Genomic DNA, 15,271 nt, shown 5'->3' with positions numbered 1-15,271 from the left:
CTGGTCGCCGCGCGCGTCTGGCGCTACCATAGCGCCTTTACTCATTTAGTCAGGAATTGCCATGAAACGCGCCGTAGTTGTCTTCAGCGGAGGACAAGATTCAACCACCTGTCTGGTGCAGGCTCTGCAACAGTATGATGAAGTGCATTGCGTCACTTTTGATTATGGCCAACGCCACCGCGCGGAAATCGACGTTGCGCGCGAACTCGCCCTGAAACTGGGCGCCGTCGCGCATAAAGTGCTGGACGTCACTCTGCTCAACGAACTGGCAGTCAGCAGCCTGACCCGCGATAACATTCCGGTACCGGACTATCAGCCTGATGCCGAGGGCATTCCCAACACCTTTGTCCCCGGGCGCAATATTCTGTTTTTAACCCTGACGGCAATCTACGCCTATCAGGTGAAAGCCGAAGCCATCATCACCGGCGTGTGCGAGACCGACTTCTCCGGCTACCCGGACTGTCGCGATGAGTTTGTCAAAGCGCTGCACCACGCCGTCAGCCTTGGGATGGCGAAAGACATTCGCTTTGAGACGCCGCTGATGTGGCTGAATAAAGCCGAGACCTGGGCGCTTGCCGACTTCTGGGGTCAGCTGGATCTGGTGCGCCAGGAAACCCTCACCTGCTACAACGGCATTAAGGGCGATGGCTGCGGCCAGTGCGCCGCCTGTAACCTGCGCGCAAACGGACTCAACCAGTATCTGGGGGACAAGGTTGGCGTAATGGCGGTGATGAAGCAAAAAACCGGGCTGGCACAGGCATAGCCTCCGGGGCGCGATTTACCGGAGCTTTGACTCAAATTCCCCGGTAGCGCGACGCTTACCGGGGCTACGGGTTCATCACCTGCCGTGGGCCCGTCACTCGCACGTCGGTTGTCAGCGCAAGTTCATCTGGTCAAGTTTCTCACGCAACACCCCTTCCAGCGGCAGCGCCTTCTGGGTCTTTAAATCGATACAGACAAAGGTAATCAGCGCATCGGCTACCACTTCGCCATTGGGGTTGAGGGTGACCACCTGACTAAGGGTGCCGCTTTTGCCGTTGAGTTGCTCCAGTTTGCTGCTCACTGTCAGCACATCGCCCAGCACCGCCGGACGACGGTAGTTAATATTGATATTCACCACCACGAAGGCGATGTTTTTCTCCATCATCCACTGAAACGCGGGGCTGTTTTCCAGGCCGTCCCAGCGGGCTTCCTCAAGGAACTCCAGGTAACGTGCGTTGTTCACATGCTGGTAGACGTCCAGATGATAGCCGCGAACTTTAATTTGTGTCTGCATAGCACTAATGCCTTTCTGTTATTGTTGTTTATGAGGTAAGAGGTCACACCACTTGATGCAACCTCTTTATCCTGGCAAAAAATCACCGCTGTGCAAGGTCTGGCATAAAATTTACAGCGTCAGATGGGCTAAATTGCGCTCCACCAACGCGCTCCCCATTCCCGGGACCTGCTTCAGATCATCGAGGGTTTTGAACGGCCCGTACTCTTCGCGGTAGCTGACAATGGCCTGGGCTTTTTTCAACCCTACGCCATTCAACGCCTGCGCCAGCTGTTCGGCGCTGGCGTGGTTAATGCTGACTTTTGTCGCCCCGTTGTCGGTGTCGCCGGGCACCGCTTCCGCCTTCGCCGAAGCGGTCGCCTGCACATTTTCTTTATTCACTACCGCTTTACCGCTGGCGGGTGCCGCCTGCGCCCCCTGTACCCCTACCGCGAAAACCAGAACGCCCGCGGCCATCAGTGTTTTTATTCCATATTTCATGCTGATATCTCCTTGTGTGTAGACAGCAAGGTTACGATAGCGTCAGTGCGGATGGCCGACAAAAGGTAAATCACAGAAATGGAAAGGGCCGCGAAAGCGGCCCTTGAGGATTACATCATGTTGCTCATTTTTGCGAGACGACGCGAAATTACTGCTGCTGGTCGATGCTGTCACCCAGCTTAATTTTCGCCGCCTTGCGCAGGTTGCTCATCAGCGCTTCGAAAGCGATTTGGGCATTGTTCTGGGTAATCCCCTGAACCATGGCCTTCTTCTGCTCTTCCGGCATGTTGCCTGCTTTCACTTCATCCAGCGCCACCAGCACCACATCGCCTTGCATATTGCTGCCAACGCCGTAGACCGGTTTGCCCTGCTGCGGCAGCGGCAGAGTGAATGCCAGCTGGCTCAGCGGATCCTGGCCGGTACGGGAAAGCGTCTGCGGCGCGCCAAAGCTCAGGCCAGCCGCCTTCATCGCTTCATCGCCTTTGCCGTCTTTCAGCGCCGCCAGCAGCTTGTCGGCGTCCAGTTTCGCCTGCTGTTCCGCTTTATTGTGCTTAACGATATCGCTAACCTGCGCCTTCACTTCAGCCAGCGGCTTCACCGCCTCGGCTTTGTGCTCGCTGATGCGCAGAACAAATGCGCGATCGCCGTCAACGGTAATGATGTCGGAGTTGCTGCCCGGCGCGCCGTTCTCACCCACCAGACCGCCGTTGAAGATAGCGTCAGCGACCGGTTTAAAGTTCAGCTCTTCCGGCAGGTTATCGCGGCCAAACCAGCCGGTTTCCACCACCTTCAGTCCGGCGACCTGCGCCGCGCCCGCCAACGACTCATTATCGTTGCTGGCCGCATCGCTCACCTTCTGCTGCAGCGCGTAGTAAGCATCCAGCGCTTTTTCCTGCTTCACTTTCGCCGCAATGTCATTACGCACGTCAGCCAGCGGCTTCACCTGCGCCGGCTGGACGTCGTCCAGACGGGCCACCAGGAAGCCAACCGAGGATTTGATCACGCCAGACAGCTGGCCTTTCTCTTTCAGCCCGGCATCTTTCAGCTCTGGCACCGTAGAGGCCTCTTCCATCCACCCCATATCGCCGCCGTTGCGGGCAGAGATAATATCGGTCGATTTTTCTTTCGCCAGCGTGGCGAAATCTGCCCCTTTTTGCAGCTCGGCCAGCACCGCTTTCGCATCGGCTTCCGTTTTGGTCTGAATCACGCTGTAGCGGTTGCGCTGCGGCTGAGTGAACTGATCCTTATGCTGGTCGTACCATGACTGAATCTCTTCGTCAGAGGCGCTCTCCTGCATGCTGGCGGCATCCATTTTGATATAGCTGACGCGGAACTGCTCCGGCGCCATAAAACGGGCCTGATTCTGCTGCCAGAAAGCGTTGATTTCCTCATCGCTGGCCGTCTGTTTTGCCGCCAGGGCATTCACGTTGATGGTCGCTTCGCGGACGACACGCTGCTGAGACACCAGCGCCGCCAGCTGATCGGACTCACCCGGCAGCATGAAGTCGGTACCCGCAATGGCGTTAATCAGTTGCTGTGTGGTCAGCTGGTTACGCAGCGCCTGAGCGTACTGATCGGTGGTCATCCCCATCTGGGCGACAATACCACTGAAACGCTGGTTGTCGAACTTACCGTTCGTCTGGAAAGCCTGGGTCTGGAAGATCGCCTGCTTCACCTGCTCATCGCTGATGCTGAGGCCCAGCTCGCGGGCATACTGATCCAGAAGCGATTCATCGATCAGGCGGTTCAGCACCTGCTGGCGCATGGTTTTCATGTAGTTTTCGTTCGCCGCCAGCTCGGAGAACTGGTCGCCAAGCTGCTGCTGCATACGGTTACGTTCGCTGGCGACGGCATTTTCAAACTGCCCACGACCAATCTCCTGGCCATTCACTTTTGCGGCATAGTTTTTGCCACCGCCAATCAGGTAACCACTCACCCCGGTCAAAATGAACGAGACGATAATGATACCGAAAATAATCTTGAGCACGACGCTGTTGGCGGCCGTGCGTAGGTTGTCCATCATGGTGTAACAACGCTCCGCTGTAGATGACTTTAGCTCGCGCAGCATAGCACGTGATGGCCGCCGCGCGTGAGGACGTATTTTGACAAGAAAACAGGGTGATTGTCAGCCCACAAGTGGCGATAAACACACATAAAGTGGTCTGAAAAGGCAATAAAAAAGGCACATCTCACGATGCGCCCTTGTACTTCGTCACATTCCCTGACGGGAAAGCCGATCAGTTCACCGCGTCTTTCAGCGCTTTACCAGCACGGAAGCCCGGCACTTTTGCGGCAGCGATAGTAATTTCTTTACCTGTTTGTGGGTTGCGACCAGTACGGGCGGCACGTTCTTTAACAGCAAAGGTACCAAAACCTACCAGCGCAACGTCATCCCCAGCCTGCAGAGATTCAGTAACAGAAGCGATTAAAGCATCTAACGCACGTCCAGCTGCAGCTTTAGAAATGTCCGCACCCGCAGCAATTTTGTCAATCAGTTGAGATTTATTCACTGTTCTCTTCCTCTCTTTATAATTTATATCGCACCTGAGTCCTTCATAGTGCGACCGCGCAGCAGTTATATCAGGACTGTCATGCCCTTACAACAGCAGTTGTCAATGACCCCCCTGCCAGCGATCTAAGTTAGCTACACAAAAAAAGGCTGGCAAGTCCGAAATGACTTACCAGCCCTATTTTTATTAGCGCAATTTGCGCAGAATCACTATTTCGCGGTCACAACCTGCATGCCGAACGGTTCGTTCTGCAGCGCAAGTGTCAGAACTTCCTCGATTCGTTTCACCGGATGGATATCCAAATCGGCGATAACGTTATCTGGAATTTCTTCAAGGTCGCGTTTGTTCTCATCAGGAATCAGAACAGTCTTAATGCCGCCGCGATGCGCCGCCAGCAGTTTTTCCTTCAGACCGCCGATCGGCAGCACCTGACCACGCAGAGTGATTTCACCGGTCATCGCCACATCAGCGCGTACCGGGTTACCGGTCAGGCAGGAGACCAGCGCCGTGCACATGGCGATACCCGCGCTAGGACCATCCTTCGGCGTCGCCCCTTCCGGAACGTGGACGTGAATATCACGCTTCTCGTAGAAGTCGGCGTTAATGCCCAGTTTGTCCGCCCGCGAACGCACCACGGTCAGCGCAGCCTGAATCGATTCCTGCATGACCTCACCCAGCGAACCGGTGTAGGTCAGCTTGCCTTTGCCTGGTACGCAGGCGGTTTCGATGGTCAGCAGATCGCCCCCCACCTCCGTCCACGCCAGACCGGTCACCTGACCTACACGGTTCTCGCTATCGGCACGGCCATAGTCAAAGCGCTGTACGCCGAGATAATCATGCAGATTCTCACCGTTAATCTCGATGTGTTTCAGCGACTTATCCAGCAGCAGCTGTTTAACGGCTTTACGGCACAGCTTGGAGATTTCACGCTCCAGGCTACGAACCCCCGCTTCACGCGTGTAGTAACGAATAATGCCGATAATGGCGCTATCGTCGACGGTCAGCTCGCCTTTCTTCAGCGCGTTACGTTCGATCTGCTTCGGCAGCAGGTGACGCTTGGCGATGTTAAGCTTTTCATCTTCGGTGTAACCGGAGAGGCGAATCACTTCCATACGATCCAGCAGCGGCGCCGGAATGTTCATGGAGTTAGACGTCGCCACGAACATCACATCGCTGAGATCGTAATCCACTTCCAGATAGTGGTCGTTAAAGGCCACGTTCTGTTCCGGATCCAGCACCTCAAGCAACGCAGAAGCCGGGTCGCCGCGCATGTCGGAAGACATTTTGTCGATCTCATCCAGCAGGAACAGCGGGTTTTTCACCCCCACTTTCGCCATTTTCTGGATCAGTTTGCCCGGCATCGAGCCAATATAGGTCCGACGATGACCGCGAATTTCCGCTTCATCGCGCACGCCACCTAACGCCATACGTACGTATTTACGTCCGGTCGCTTTGGCGATGGATTGACCTAACGAGGTTTTACCTACCCCCGGCGGTCCCACCAGACAGAGGATTGGCCCCTTGATTTTGTTCACCCGGCTCTGCACCGCGAGATATTCAAGGATGCGATCCTTCACGCGCTCCAGGCCATAGTGATCGGTATCGAGGATCTCCTGGGCCTGACGCAGGTCTTTTTTGACCTTACTGCGCGCGTTCCACGGCACCTGCACCATCCAGTCGATGTAGCCACGCACGACGGTCGCTTCCGCCGACATCGGCGACATCATCTTCAGCTTCTGCAGTTCCGCTTCGGTTTTTTCTTTCGCCTCTTTTGGCATTTTCGCCGCGTCGATCTTACGCTTCAGCGCTTCGTTTTCGTCCGGGGCGTCGTCCATCTCGCCGAGTTCTTTCTGAATCGCTTTCATTTGCTCGTTCAGATAGTACTCGCGCTGGGATTTCTCCATCTGCTTTTTGACGCGGTTGCGAATGCGCTTCTCAACCTGCAGCAGATCGATTTCCGATTCCATCATCGCCATCAGATATTCCAGACGTTCGTTGACGTCGGACATCTCAAGCACAGACTGCTTGTCAGCCAGCTTCAGCGGCATGTGCGCCGCGATGGTATCCGCCAGGCGCGCCGGATCGTCGATGCTGTTCAGCGACGTCAGCACTTCCGGTGGGATCTTTTTGTTCAGCTTGATATAGCCTTCAAACTGGCTGATAGCGGTGCGAACCAGCACTTCCTGCTCGCGTTCGTCAATCGCCGGCGAGTCGAGATACTCCGCTTTCGCCGAGAAATGTTCGCCATTATCAGACAGCGCAGAAATACGTGCACGCTGCAGCCCTTCGACCAGCACCTTCACGGTGCCGTCCGGCAGCTTCAGCATCTGCAAAATAGACGCCACGGTTCCAACGGTGAAAAGATCGTTTACACCCGGCTCATCCGTCGACGCTTCTTTCTGCGCAACCAGCATGATTTTTTTATCATGGTCCATGGCCGCTTCGAGGCAACGAATAGATTTTTCCCGCCCTACGAACAGGGGTATGACCATGTGCGGATAAACCACCACATCGCGCAATGGCAATACGGGGATTTCAATGCGTTCAGAACGCTCAGGATTCATAGAGCTCTCTCTTAGTTTAAAGTCCGCCAGGTAGCCGACGACGCCATACTCCACTGCATCGTCGTTAATATGTAATCCAGTATATGGGGATGTATTCCACACATTCAACGGCGGGAATGCAGGAAAAATAAAAGGGGAGATAAAATCCCCCCTTTTTGTTAACTGCTTGAGTGAAATGGTTAATTATTCACCAGATGCCTGTTGGGCTTCCGGTTTGCCGTAGATCAGCAGCGGTTTGCTCTGACCCTCGATAACCGACTCATCAATGACCACTTTTTCGACATCATCCATCGAAGGCAGGTCATACATGGTATCCAGCAGCGCCGCTTCCACAATCGAGCGCAGACCGCGGGCGCCGGTTTTACGCGCCATCGCTTTCTTGGCGATGGCGTCCAGCGCTTCGTCGCGGAATTCAAGCTCTGCGCCCTCAAGGCTAAACAGCGCCTGATACTGCTTGGTCAGGGCATTTTTCGGCTCTTTCAGGATCTGGATCAGGGCTTCTTCGCTCAGCTCATTCAGGGTCGCCACCACCGGCAGACGGCCAATGAATTCCGGGATCAGACCAAACTTGATCAGATCTTCCGGCTCGACCTGGGCCAGCAGCTCGCCTTCGCTCGCTTTGTCGGACTTCGCTTTTACCGTCGCGCCAAAACCAATGCCGGAGCCGGTTTCAACACGGTGGGAAATCACTTTGTCCAGGCCGGCGAACGCGCCGCCGCAGATAAACAGGATCTTGGAGGTATCAACCTGCAGGAACTCTTGCTGCGGATGTTTACGCCCGCCCTGCGGTGGAACGGCGGCGACGGTGCCTTCGATAAGCTTCAGCAACGCCTGCTGTACGCCTTCGCCGGAGACGTCGCGGGTAATCGACGGGTTATCGGATTTACGCGAAATTTTGTCGATTTCGTCGATATAAACGATGCCGCGCTGCGCTTTCTGCACGTCGTAGTCGCACTTCTGCAGCAGTTTCTGAATGATATTTTCGACGTCCTCACCCACATAACCCGCTTCGGTTAGGGTGGTGGCGTCTGCCATGGTAAACGGCACATCCAGCAGGCGCGCCAGCGTTTCCGCCAACAGCGTTTTACCGGAACCGGTCGGCCCGATCAGCAGAATGTTACTTTTACCCAGCTCTACGCCATTGCTGGTATCGCCATTGCGCAGACGTTTGTAGTGGTTGTATACCGCGACCGCCAACACTTTCTTCGCCTGTTCCTGACCGATGACATAGTCATCAAGGTGGTGGCGAATCTCGTGCGGCGTCGGCAACGCGCTGCGCTCGCGGTGCGGCGCAACTTCTTTAATCTCTTCGCGAATGATGTCGTTACATAAATCAACGCATTCGTCGCAGATATACACGGATGGCCCGGCGATCAGCTTACGCACTTCATGCTGGCTTTTGCCGCAAAAAGAGCAATACAACAATTTGCCCGATCCATCTTTGCGTTTATCTGTCATGAGTCCAAACCTCTTTTTAAGTTCTTTGTGCCGCACACGACGACGCAAATGCCATTCTCAGGCGCAAGCCGCCATATAGCGTTGTGCCGCCCTTCATTAGTATATACACAAAATCCTTCGCGCTACATCGAGGCGGTGGCAAAGCCTCCGGCCGCAAGCCTGCCCGGCAAGCGTCCGAAAAAATGCCAACCACCCGAAAAATCGCGGCGAGAAGGATGAAGCGTAAAGCGGCACCCTTGCGCCTCGGGCATCAATTACGATGGGTCAAAATAGAGTCGACCAGCCCGTACTCCACGGCTTCCGCAGCGGAGAGGAAGCGGTCACGCTCGGTGTCACGCTCAATCTGCTCAAGAGACTGGCCGGTATGATGCGCCATCAGCTCATTCATGCGTCCTTTCACCTTCAGGATTTCACGGGCGTGGATCTCAATATCCGTCGCCTGTCCCTGATAGCCGCCCAGCGGCTGGTGGATCATCACGCGGGAGTTCGGCAGGCAGAAGCGCTTGCCTTTCGCCCCGGCGGTCAGCAGAAACGCGCCCATAGAAGCGGCCTGCCCCATACAAATGGTGCTGACATCCGGCTTGATGAACTGCATGGTGTCATAAATCGACATCCCGGCGGTGATCACCCCGCCCGGAGAGTTAATGTACAGGTAAATGTCTTTTTCCGGGTTTTCTGCTTCCAGAAACAGCATCTGCGCCACGATCAGGTTTGCCATGTGGTCTTCGACCTGGCCGGTCAGAAAAATGACGCGTTCCTTAAGCAGACGGGAGTAGATATCAAAAGAACGTTCACCGCGTGAGGTCTGTTCAATGACCATCGGCACCAGGGCCATATGGGGTGCAAAGTTGTCTCGTTCGCCACTGTATGACATTTCCGTCTCCTGGAGTAATTTTAAAATACCTGCTGCACTGATTGTAACCTTACGGACGGATTATCAGCCACAGTTTCTATCCGCTGAACGCGTCACCGCCTCTTCAACACGCGTGCGATAGCGTATGCAGTTGCCTCCCCCGGTAATGGGGATGGTGTTGCCATATTTCAAGCATAACAAGCTTTTGCTGTAACGCTATCATGGTAAATGCGTTTTAGCACCGTGCCTGAGGCTATCATTATCTTAAAAAAAAACCCGCCGCCTTTCGGCAACGGGTTTTTGCTCGAACCTTAAACAATCGCGGCGAAATTACGCCTGCTGGTTCATCAGTTCGTTGAAGGAAGTGGCTTTTTCAGACACTTTGGCTTTCGCCAGCACAGCTTCAACAGCCTGCTCTTCCAGCGCCACGTTGCGCATGTTGTCCATCAGCTCTTTGTTCTTGCTGTAGAACTCAACCACTTCTGACGGATCTTCGTACGCAGAAGCCATCTCTTCGATCAGGCCTTTCACGCGCTCTTCGTCAGCTTTCAGCTCATTGGTGCGAATCACTTCGCCCAGCAGCAGACCGACAACAACGCGGCGTTTAGCCTGCTCTTCGAACAGCTCGCGCGGCAGTTCCAGAGCCTGTTTCTCGTTGCCACCGAAACGCTGAGCAGCCTGACGACGCAGCACGTCGATTTCGCTGTCAATCAGGGCAGCCGGAACGTCGATCTCGTTGGCTTTAACCAGACCTTCGATAGCCTGAGACTTCACGCGGTTACGCACAGCGCCTTTCAGCTCGCGCTCCATGTTTTTACGCACTTCAGCGCGCAGGCCAGCGACGGAACCATCTTCAACGCCGAAACGTTTGATGAATTCTTCAGTCAGCTCCGGCAGTTCACGCTCTTCAACTTTTTTCAGGTTGATAACGAACTTAGCCGCTTTACCTTTCAGGTTTTCTGCGTGGTATTCTTCCGGGAAGGTCACGTCGATGGTGAACTCTTCGCCCGCTTTGTGGCCTTTGATACCATCTTCGAAGCCCGGGATCATGCGACCCTGGCCCATCGCCAGTACGAAGTCAGAGGCTTTGCCGCCTTCGAACTCTTCGCCGTCTACGGAACCGGTGAAGTCGATAGTGACGCGATCTTCAGCGTCAACGGCGCCGTCTTTGTCTTTCCAGGTCGCCTGCTGTTTGCGCAGGGTTTCCAGCATGGTGTCAACGTCAGCGTCGGTCACTTCAACAACCGGTTTTTCAACTTCGATCGCGTCCAGACCCTGCAGTTCAACTTCCGGATACACTTCGAACTCTACCGCGTAGGTGAAGTCTTCGCCCAGTTTGTATTCGCCCGGAACGTAGTTCGGCGCACCGGCCGGATTGATTTTCTCTTTGATGATCGCGTCAACGAAATGACGGCTCATCAGGTCGCCCAGCACGTCCTGGCGAACGGATGCGCCATAACGCTGAGCAACAACATTCATCGGCACTTTGCCTTTACGGAAGCCGTCAATGCGAACTTTTTTCGCTACGTTGACCAGCTCGCTTTTGACAGCATTCTCGATGCTGTCAGCGGCGATAGTAATCGTTACACGGCGCCCAAGGCCCTGAGTGGTTTCAACTGAAACTTGCATCTTGTTACCTCAAAAAAATCACAGTGCTCGGTCAACTCTGGAAGCGCGTGTAGGTGGCTTCGCAGAACCGGGATGCCCTCTTCAAATCAGAAACACATTCCCTGTCGTCAGAATCATCCCGAAGACATTCATATATAAGACGCGGCATTATAGCGGCATCACTTTTGTGAGTCGAGAACGGTTGTCGCCCACTGCTGCGGCATTTTTCACATTTCCCGCTCAAATTTGTCCGCAAAAGCGCTCACTTTGCGCATTTTCCAGGCAAAACAAAACGGCCCGTAGGCCGTTTTTGCTAAATCTGCAAGCAACATACTGGAAAAGCGCCAGCGGTTGCAAATGGGATTTCTAGGCGATACTCCCCGCACCGCGGCAAGGCGGCGAGGCGAAAACCGTATCCTGTAATGCTTCCCACTCTTTTATCGTATAGGTGTGCAGCGCCAGGGCATGCACCGTATTCGACAGCTCCTCGGTTAGCGTGCCGTAGATCATACGGTGGCGATTGAGGAAACGCTCGCCAGTGAAGCGATCGCTCACTAACACCACTTTAAAATGACTTTCAGAGCCCGCTGGGACGTTGTGACGATAACTTTCATCCACGACTTCGAGATACATCGGGTCGAACGCTGCTCTAAGTTTTGCTTCGATCTGTTCACGTATCATCATGAATTTTCTCCTCCGACAACGCTGAGATGCCGCCACTCCATTTAAATGTTAGCCGCTTTTACCGCTTCCATTAGGAGAAAACAACAAAAAATTAGCATTGTTCTGATATTTTCATTCAAAAGTATCACGTTTACTGGCTCTGGTCGCCAGATCCGCCGGGGAAAGAGCGATTAACCATGGCGGGACGCTCAGAAAACCGCCAGGGCGATGGATTTACACGCGTTGCCACTTCCCCTTGCCGTTGGCAATGCTATGATGGCGGTAATTTTCCTTATAACAACACCATGCGTTGAGACCTGAACATGCTTAAGAAGATCCTTTTCCCGTTGGTCGCCATGTTTATGCTGGCAGGATGCGCCACGCCGCCGACCACCATTGAAGTATCGCCGAAAATCACGCTGCCGCAGCAGGATCCGAGCCTGATGGGCGTGACCGTCAGCATCAACGGCGCCGATCAGCGTCCGGACCAGGCGCTGGCGAAAGTCACGCGCGACAATCAGCAGGTCACCCTCACCGCCTCGCGCGATCTGCGCTTCCTGCTGCAGGAAGTGCTGGAGAAACAGATGACCGCTCGCGGCTACATGATTGGCCCGAACGGTGCGGTCGATCTGCAGATTATTGTCAATAAACTCTACGCTGACGTCTCCCAGGGCAACGTGCGCTACAACATCGCCACGAAAGCCGATATCGCCATCATCGCCACCGCGGCAAACGGCACGAAGATGACCAAAAACTACCGCGCCAGCTATTCCGTTGAAGGCGCCTTCCAGGCCTCGAACAAGAACATCGCTGATGCCGTCAACAGCGTCCTGACCGATACCATCGCCGATATGGCGCAGGACACCAGCATCCACGATTTCATCAAGCAAAACGCGCGTTAATGCCACCACGAACCCGGCCGCGGCCGGGTTCGTGCTTTATGCTATGTCCAGTCACTACTTACGCATTTTTCAACAGCCGAAATCAGCGATTTTGCTGATCCTCGGTTTCGCCTCAGGCCTGCCGCTGGCCCTCACCTCCGGTACCCTGCAGGCCTGGATGACAGTGGAAAATATCGATCTGAAAACGATCGGTTTTTTCTCACTCGTCGGCCAGGCCTATGTCTTTAAATTTCTCTGGTCCCCGCTAATGGACCGCTATACGCCGCCGTTTCTTGGGCGTCGTCGCGGTTGGCTGCTGACTACCCAGGTCCTGCTCCTGCTGGCCATCGCGGCGATGGGCTTTCTTGAGCCTGTCTCCCAGCTCCGCTGGATGGCGGCGCTGGCGGTGGTGATCGCCTTCTGCTCGGCGTCACAGGATATTGTGTTCGACGCCTGGAAAACCGACGTTCTGCCAGCGGAAGAGCGCGGCGCTGGCGCCGCGATCAGCGTGCTGGGTTATCGCCTCGGGATGCTGGTATCCGGGGGGCTGGCACTGTGGCTTGCCGACCGCTATCTCGGCTGGCAGGGGATGTACTGGCTGATGGCGGCGCTACTGGTGCCCTGCATCATCGCCACACTGCTGGCGCCCGAGCCGAGCGACGTTATCCCGGTTCCCAGATCGCTGGAGCAGGCGGTCGCCGAACCGCTGCGCGATTTTTTCGGTCGCAATAACGCCTGGCTGATTCTGCTGCTCATCGTCCTTTATAAGCTTGGCGATGCGTTTGCCATGAGCCTGACCACCACCTTCCTCATCCGCGGCGTCGGTTTTGACGCCGGCGAAGTGGGGATGGTGAACAAAACCTTAGGCCTGTTTGCCACCATTCTCGGCGCCCTGTATGGCGGGGTCCTGATGCAGCGGCTGACGCTGTTTCGGGCGCTGCTGATCTTCGGTGTGCTGCAGGGGGTCTCCAACGCTGGCTACTGGCTGCTGTCGATTACCGATAAGCACCTCTATTCCATGGCAACCGCCGTGTTCTTTGAAAACCTGTGCGGGGGAATGGGGACGGCGGCGTTTGTCGCGCTGCTGATGACGCTGTGCAATAAATCCTTTTCCGCTACCCAGTTCGCGCTGCTCTCTGCGCTGTCCGCGGTCGGCCGCGTGTACGTTGGGCCGATCGCCGGCTGGTTTGTCGAGGCACACGGCTGGTCGACGTTCTATCTCTTCTCGGTCGTTGCGGCGGTACCGGGGATCGTGCTGCTGCTATTGTGCCGGCAAACGCTTGAGCATACCCAACGCACAGCAAGCTTTATGCCGCGAAGCGAATACCCGCAAGCCTATGCGCTGGCGTTAAGGATCCTGGCGCTGGGCTGCCTGCTGCTGGCGGTATGGCTGGTACTGCTGATCATGAACGCCCTGGATTACACCGCCTTCTCTTTCCTGTCCGGTCTGCTGGAGGTTGCGGCGCTGACTGCGGTGGGCGGTATTTTGTTCGGCGGTCTGCTCGACTACCTGGCGCTGCGTAAAACTCGCCTGATTTAAGGAAGCTGCATCATTATTAGCCGTTGTAATTACGAAACGTAATTATAACGGCTTATTAACGCTTTTATATTGCCCGCCGCGCTATTTGTTGTTTTGTGCGTTTTTGATTTCTGGAAATTATTGACAGTTTTCATTCGATTCTTTAAATAATTTAACCGATTCAGCTACGGCGATTTTATTTTAGGTTTTCACAATGTCTTTTATTTGATAATTAAATGTTAAACAATTGTTCTAATTTTTGGGTGGTTATGCCCATTCGCCGCTAAGCACTCCTTTTCTTATCCCTTTCGTTATCAATCCCACGAAAATCAGGCTTTGCAAGCGATTACGTAACACTACGTAACATATGTGACAAACCAAGCAGAAGCCGCTAACACAGAACTGACAGAGATCCAATCATGTTTACAGTAATGCAACCTTACCGTAAAATGCCCGTACACTTTAAACGCCACCAGATCCCGTGGAATTGAGGTCGTTCAATGAGACTCAGGAAATACAATAAAAGTTTGGGATGGATGTCATTAATCGCAAGTACTGTATTACTCAGTGGTTGTGATTCTGCACTCCTTGACCCAAAAGGACAGATTGGACTGGAGCAACGCTCTTTGATTCTGACGGCCTTCGGCCTGATGATGATTGTCGTTATTCCCGCCGTCTTGATGGCAGTAGGATTTGCCTGGAAGTATCGCGCGAGCAATAAAGATGCGAAGTATAGCCCGAACTGGTCACACTCCAACAAAGTGGAAGCTGTGGTCTGGACGGTACCTATTCTGATCATCCTGTTCCTGGCCGTTCTGACCTGGAAAACCACTCACGCACTGGAGCCAAGCAAACCGCTTGCCCACGACGAGAAACCAATCACCATCGAAGTCGTTTCGATGGACTGGAAATGGTTCTTTATCTATCCGGAACAGGGTATTGCTACCGTTAACGAAATCGCCTTCCCGGCGAACGTACCGGTACACTTCAAAGTGACCTCTAACTCGGTGATGAACTCGTTCTTCATTCCGCGCTTAGGTAGCCAGATTTACGCAATGGCCGGGATGCAGACTCAACTGCACCTCATTGCTGACGAAGCTGGTACTTATGACGGTATCTCCGCTAGCTACAGTGGCCCGGGCTTCTCAGGTATGAAGTTCAAAGCGATTGCTACTCCGGATCGTGCAACCTTCGATCAGTGGGTTGAAAAAGCCAAACAGTCGCCGAACTCCATGGACTCCATGGCCGCGTTCGATAAAGTGGCTGTGCCTAGCGAATACAACAAAGTGGAATACTTCTCTAACGTGAAGCCGGATCTGTTCAAAGATGTTGTGAACAAATTCATGTCTCACGAGAGCATGAACATGTCCAAACCTGAAGGCGAGCACGCTGCTCACGACGGGATGGAAGGCATGGACATGAGCCACGCGGAAACCGCTCACTAAGGGGCCGAGGAAGA

The 15,271-nt window shown here is 54.4% G+C and carries 13 protein-coding genes; 4 read left to right on the top strand and 9 right to left on the bottom strand.

Features of this window, described 5'->3' with window-relative positions; all coding sequences use genetic code 11:
- Positions 1 to 61: 61 nt before the first annotated feature.
- Positions 62 to 763 carry a 7-cyano-7-deazaguanine synthase QueC gene (queC, locus tag CW267_RS04675; protein ID WP_008805406.1) on the top strand — a complete coding sequence of 234 codons (702 nt, stop codon included), beginning with the start codon at positions 62 to 64 and terminating at the stop codon, positions 761 to 763.
- 111 nt (positions 764 to 874) lie between these two features.
- Here queC and CW267_RS04670 read toward each other — a convergent pair whose 3' ends face one another.
- From CW267_RS04670 to bolA, 9 genes are all read right to left on the bottom strand, one after another.
- Entirely contained in the window at positions 875 to 1,276 is a 402-nt protein-coding gene (locus CW267_RS04670) for a YbgC/FadM family acyl-CoA thioesterase (protein ID WP_016160380.1), read from the bottom strand.
- A 111-nt stretch (positions 1,277 to 1,387) separates the two neighbouring features.
- The gene (locus CW267_RS04665) at positions 1,388 to 1,756 is read right to left on the bottom strand and encodes a helix-hairpin-helix domain-containing protein (RefSeq protein WP_016160379.1); all 369 of its coding nucleotides are present in this window, start codon (positions 1,754 to 1,756) and stop codon (positions 1,388 to 1,390) included.
- Between the two features lie 148 nt (positions 1,757 to 1,904).
- Complete coding sequence (ppiD, locus tag CW267_RS04660; RefSeq protein WP_012968827.1) at positions 1,905 to 3,779, bottom strand: peptidylprolyl isomerase; 1,875 nt, start codon at positions 3,777 to 3,779, stop codon at positions 1,905 to 1,907.
- A 214-nt stretch (positions 3,780 to 3,993) separates the two neighbouring features.
- On the bottom strand, positions 3,994 to 4,266 hold the full coding sequence (hupB, locus tag CW267_RS04655; RefSeq protein WP_002444653.1) for a nucleoid-associated protein HU-beta: 273 nt from the start codon (positions 4,264 to 4,266) through the stop codon (positions 3,994 to 3,996).
- 209 nt (positions 4,267 to 4,475) lie between these two features.
- Entirely contained in the window at positions 4,476 to 6,830 is a 2,355-nt protein-coding gene (lon, locus tag CW267_RS04650; protein ID WP_004151336.1) for an endopeptidase La, read from the bottom strand.
- Positions 6,831 to 7,013: 183 nt separating this feature from the next.
- Positions 7,014 to 8,288 (bottom strand): ATP-dependent protease ATP-binding subunit ClpX, encoded by a 1,275-nt coding sequence (clpX, locus tag CW267_RS04645; protein ID WP_008805402.1) that lies wholly within the window; start codon positions 8,286 to 8,288, stop codon positions 7,014 to 7,016.
- Positions 8,289 to 8,538: 250 nt separating this feature from the next.
- Positions 8,539 to 9,162 (bottom strand): ATP-dependent Clp endopeptidase proteolytic subunit ClpP, encoded by a 624-nt coding sequence (gene clpP / locus CW267_RS04640; RefSeq protein ID WP_002891804.1) that lies wholly within the window; start codon positions 9,160 to 9,162, stop codon positions 8,539 to 8,541.
- 309 nt (positions 9,163 to 9,471) lie between these two features.
- On the bottom strand, positions 9,472 to 10,770 hold the full coding sequence (gene tig / locus CW267_RS04635) for a trigger factor (protein ID WP_008805401.1): 1,299 nt from the start codon (positions 10,768 to 10,770) through the stop codon (positions 9,472 to 9,474).
- A 345-nt stretch (positions 10,771 to 11,115) separates the two neighbouring features.
- The gene (bolA, locus tag CW267_RS04620; RefSeq protein ID WP_002891649.1) at positions 11,116 to 11,433 is read right to left on the bottom strand and encodes a transcriptional regulator BolA; all 318 of its coding nucleotides are present in this window, start codon (positions 11,431 to 11,433) and stop codon (positions 11,116 to 11,118) included.
- A 302-nt stretch (positions 11,434 to 11,735) separates the two neighbouring features.
- Between bolA and CW267_RS04615 the strand changes: the two genes are divergently transcribed.
- The 3 genes from CW267_RS04615 to cyoA all read left to right on the top strand — a co-directional run bounded on the left by CW267_RS04615 (position 11,736) and on the right by cyoA (position 15,257).
- Positions 11,736 to 12,314, top strand: coding sequence for a lipoprotein (locus CW267_RS04615; RefSeq protein WP_004204800.1), 579 nt, complete (start codon positions 11,736 to 11,738; stop codon positions 12,312 to 12,314).
- A 43-nt stretch (positions 12,315 to 12,357) separates the two neighbouring features.
- Entirely contained in the window at positions 12,358 to 13,833 is a 1,476-nt protein-coding gene (gene ampG / locus CW267_RS04610) for a muropeptide MFS transporter AmpG (protein ID WP_008805399.1), read from the top strand.
- A 479-nt stretch (positions 13,834 to 14,312) separates the two neighbouring features.
- The gene (gene cyoA / locus CW267_RS04605; RefSeq protein WP_008805398.1) at positions 14,313 to 15,257 is read left to right on the top strand and encodes a cytochrome o ubiquinol oxidase subunit II; all 945 of its coding nucleotides are present in this window, start codon (positions 14,313 to 14,315) and stop codon (positions 15,255 to 15,257) included.
- The last annotated feature ends 14 nt before the right edge of the window (positions 15,258 to 15,271 follow it).

Source organism: Klebsiella sp. X1-16S-Nf21, from assembly GCF_002837615.1.
Classification (GTDB): domain Bacteria; phylum Pseudomonadota; class Gammaproteobacteria; order Enterobacterales; family Enterobacteriaceae; genus Klebsiella; species Klebsiella variicola.
The sequence above is the reverse complement of the archived record's forward strand: the minus strand, read 5'-3'. Positions and strand labels throughout refer to the sequence as shown.

Coding starts and splice junctions, on each gene's coding strand:
- queC (WP_008805406.1), top strand. CDS start 62: ATGAAACGCGCCGTAGTTGTCTTCAGCGGAGGACAAGATTCAACCACC.
- CW267_RS04670 (WP_016160380.1), bottom strand. CDS start 1,276: ATGCAGACACAAATTAAAGTTCGCGGCTATCATCTGGACGTCTACCAG.
- CW267_RS04665 (WP_016160379.1), bottom strand. CDS start 1,756: ATGAAATATGGAATAAAAACACTGATGGCCGCGGGCGTTCTGGTTTTC.
- ppiD (WP_012968827.1), bottom strand. CDS start 3,779: ATGATGGACAACCTACGCACGGCCGCCAACAGCGTCGTGCTCAAGATT.
- lon (WP_004151336.1), bottom strand. CDS start 6,830: ATGAATCCTGAGCGTTCTGAACGCATTGAAATCCCCGTATTGCCATTG.
- clpX (WP_008805402.1), bottom strand. CDS start 8,288: ATGACAGATAAACGCAAAGATGGATCGGGCAAATTGTTGTATTGCTCT.
- clpP (WP_002891804.1), bottom strand. CDS start 9,162: ATGTCATACAGTGGCGAACGAGACAACTTTGCACCCCATATGGCCCTG.
- tig (WP_008805401.1), bottom strand. CDS start 10,770: ATGCAAGTTTCAGTTGAAACCACTCAGGGCCTTGGGCGCCGTGTAACG.
- bolA (WP_002891649.1), bottom strand. CDS start 11,433: ATGATGATACGTGAACAGATCGAAGCAAAACTTAGAGCAGCGTTCGAC.
- CW267_RS04615 (WP_004204800.1), top strand. CDS start 11,736: ATGCTTAAGAAGATCCTTTTCCCGTTGGTCGCCATGTTTATGCTGGCA.
- ampG (WP_008805399.1), top strand. CDS start 12,358: ATGTCCAGTCACTACTTACGCATTTTTCAACAGCCGAAATCAGCGATT.
- cyoA (WP_008805398.1), top strand. CDS start 14,313: ATGAGACTCAGGAAATACAATAAAAGTTTGGGATGGATGTCATTAATC.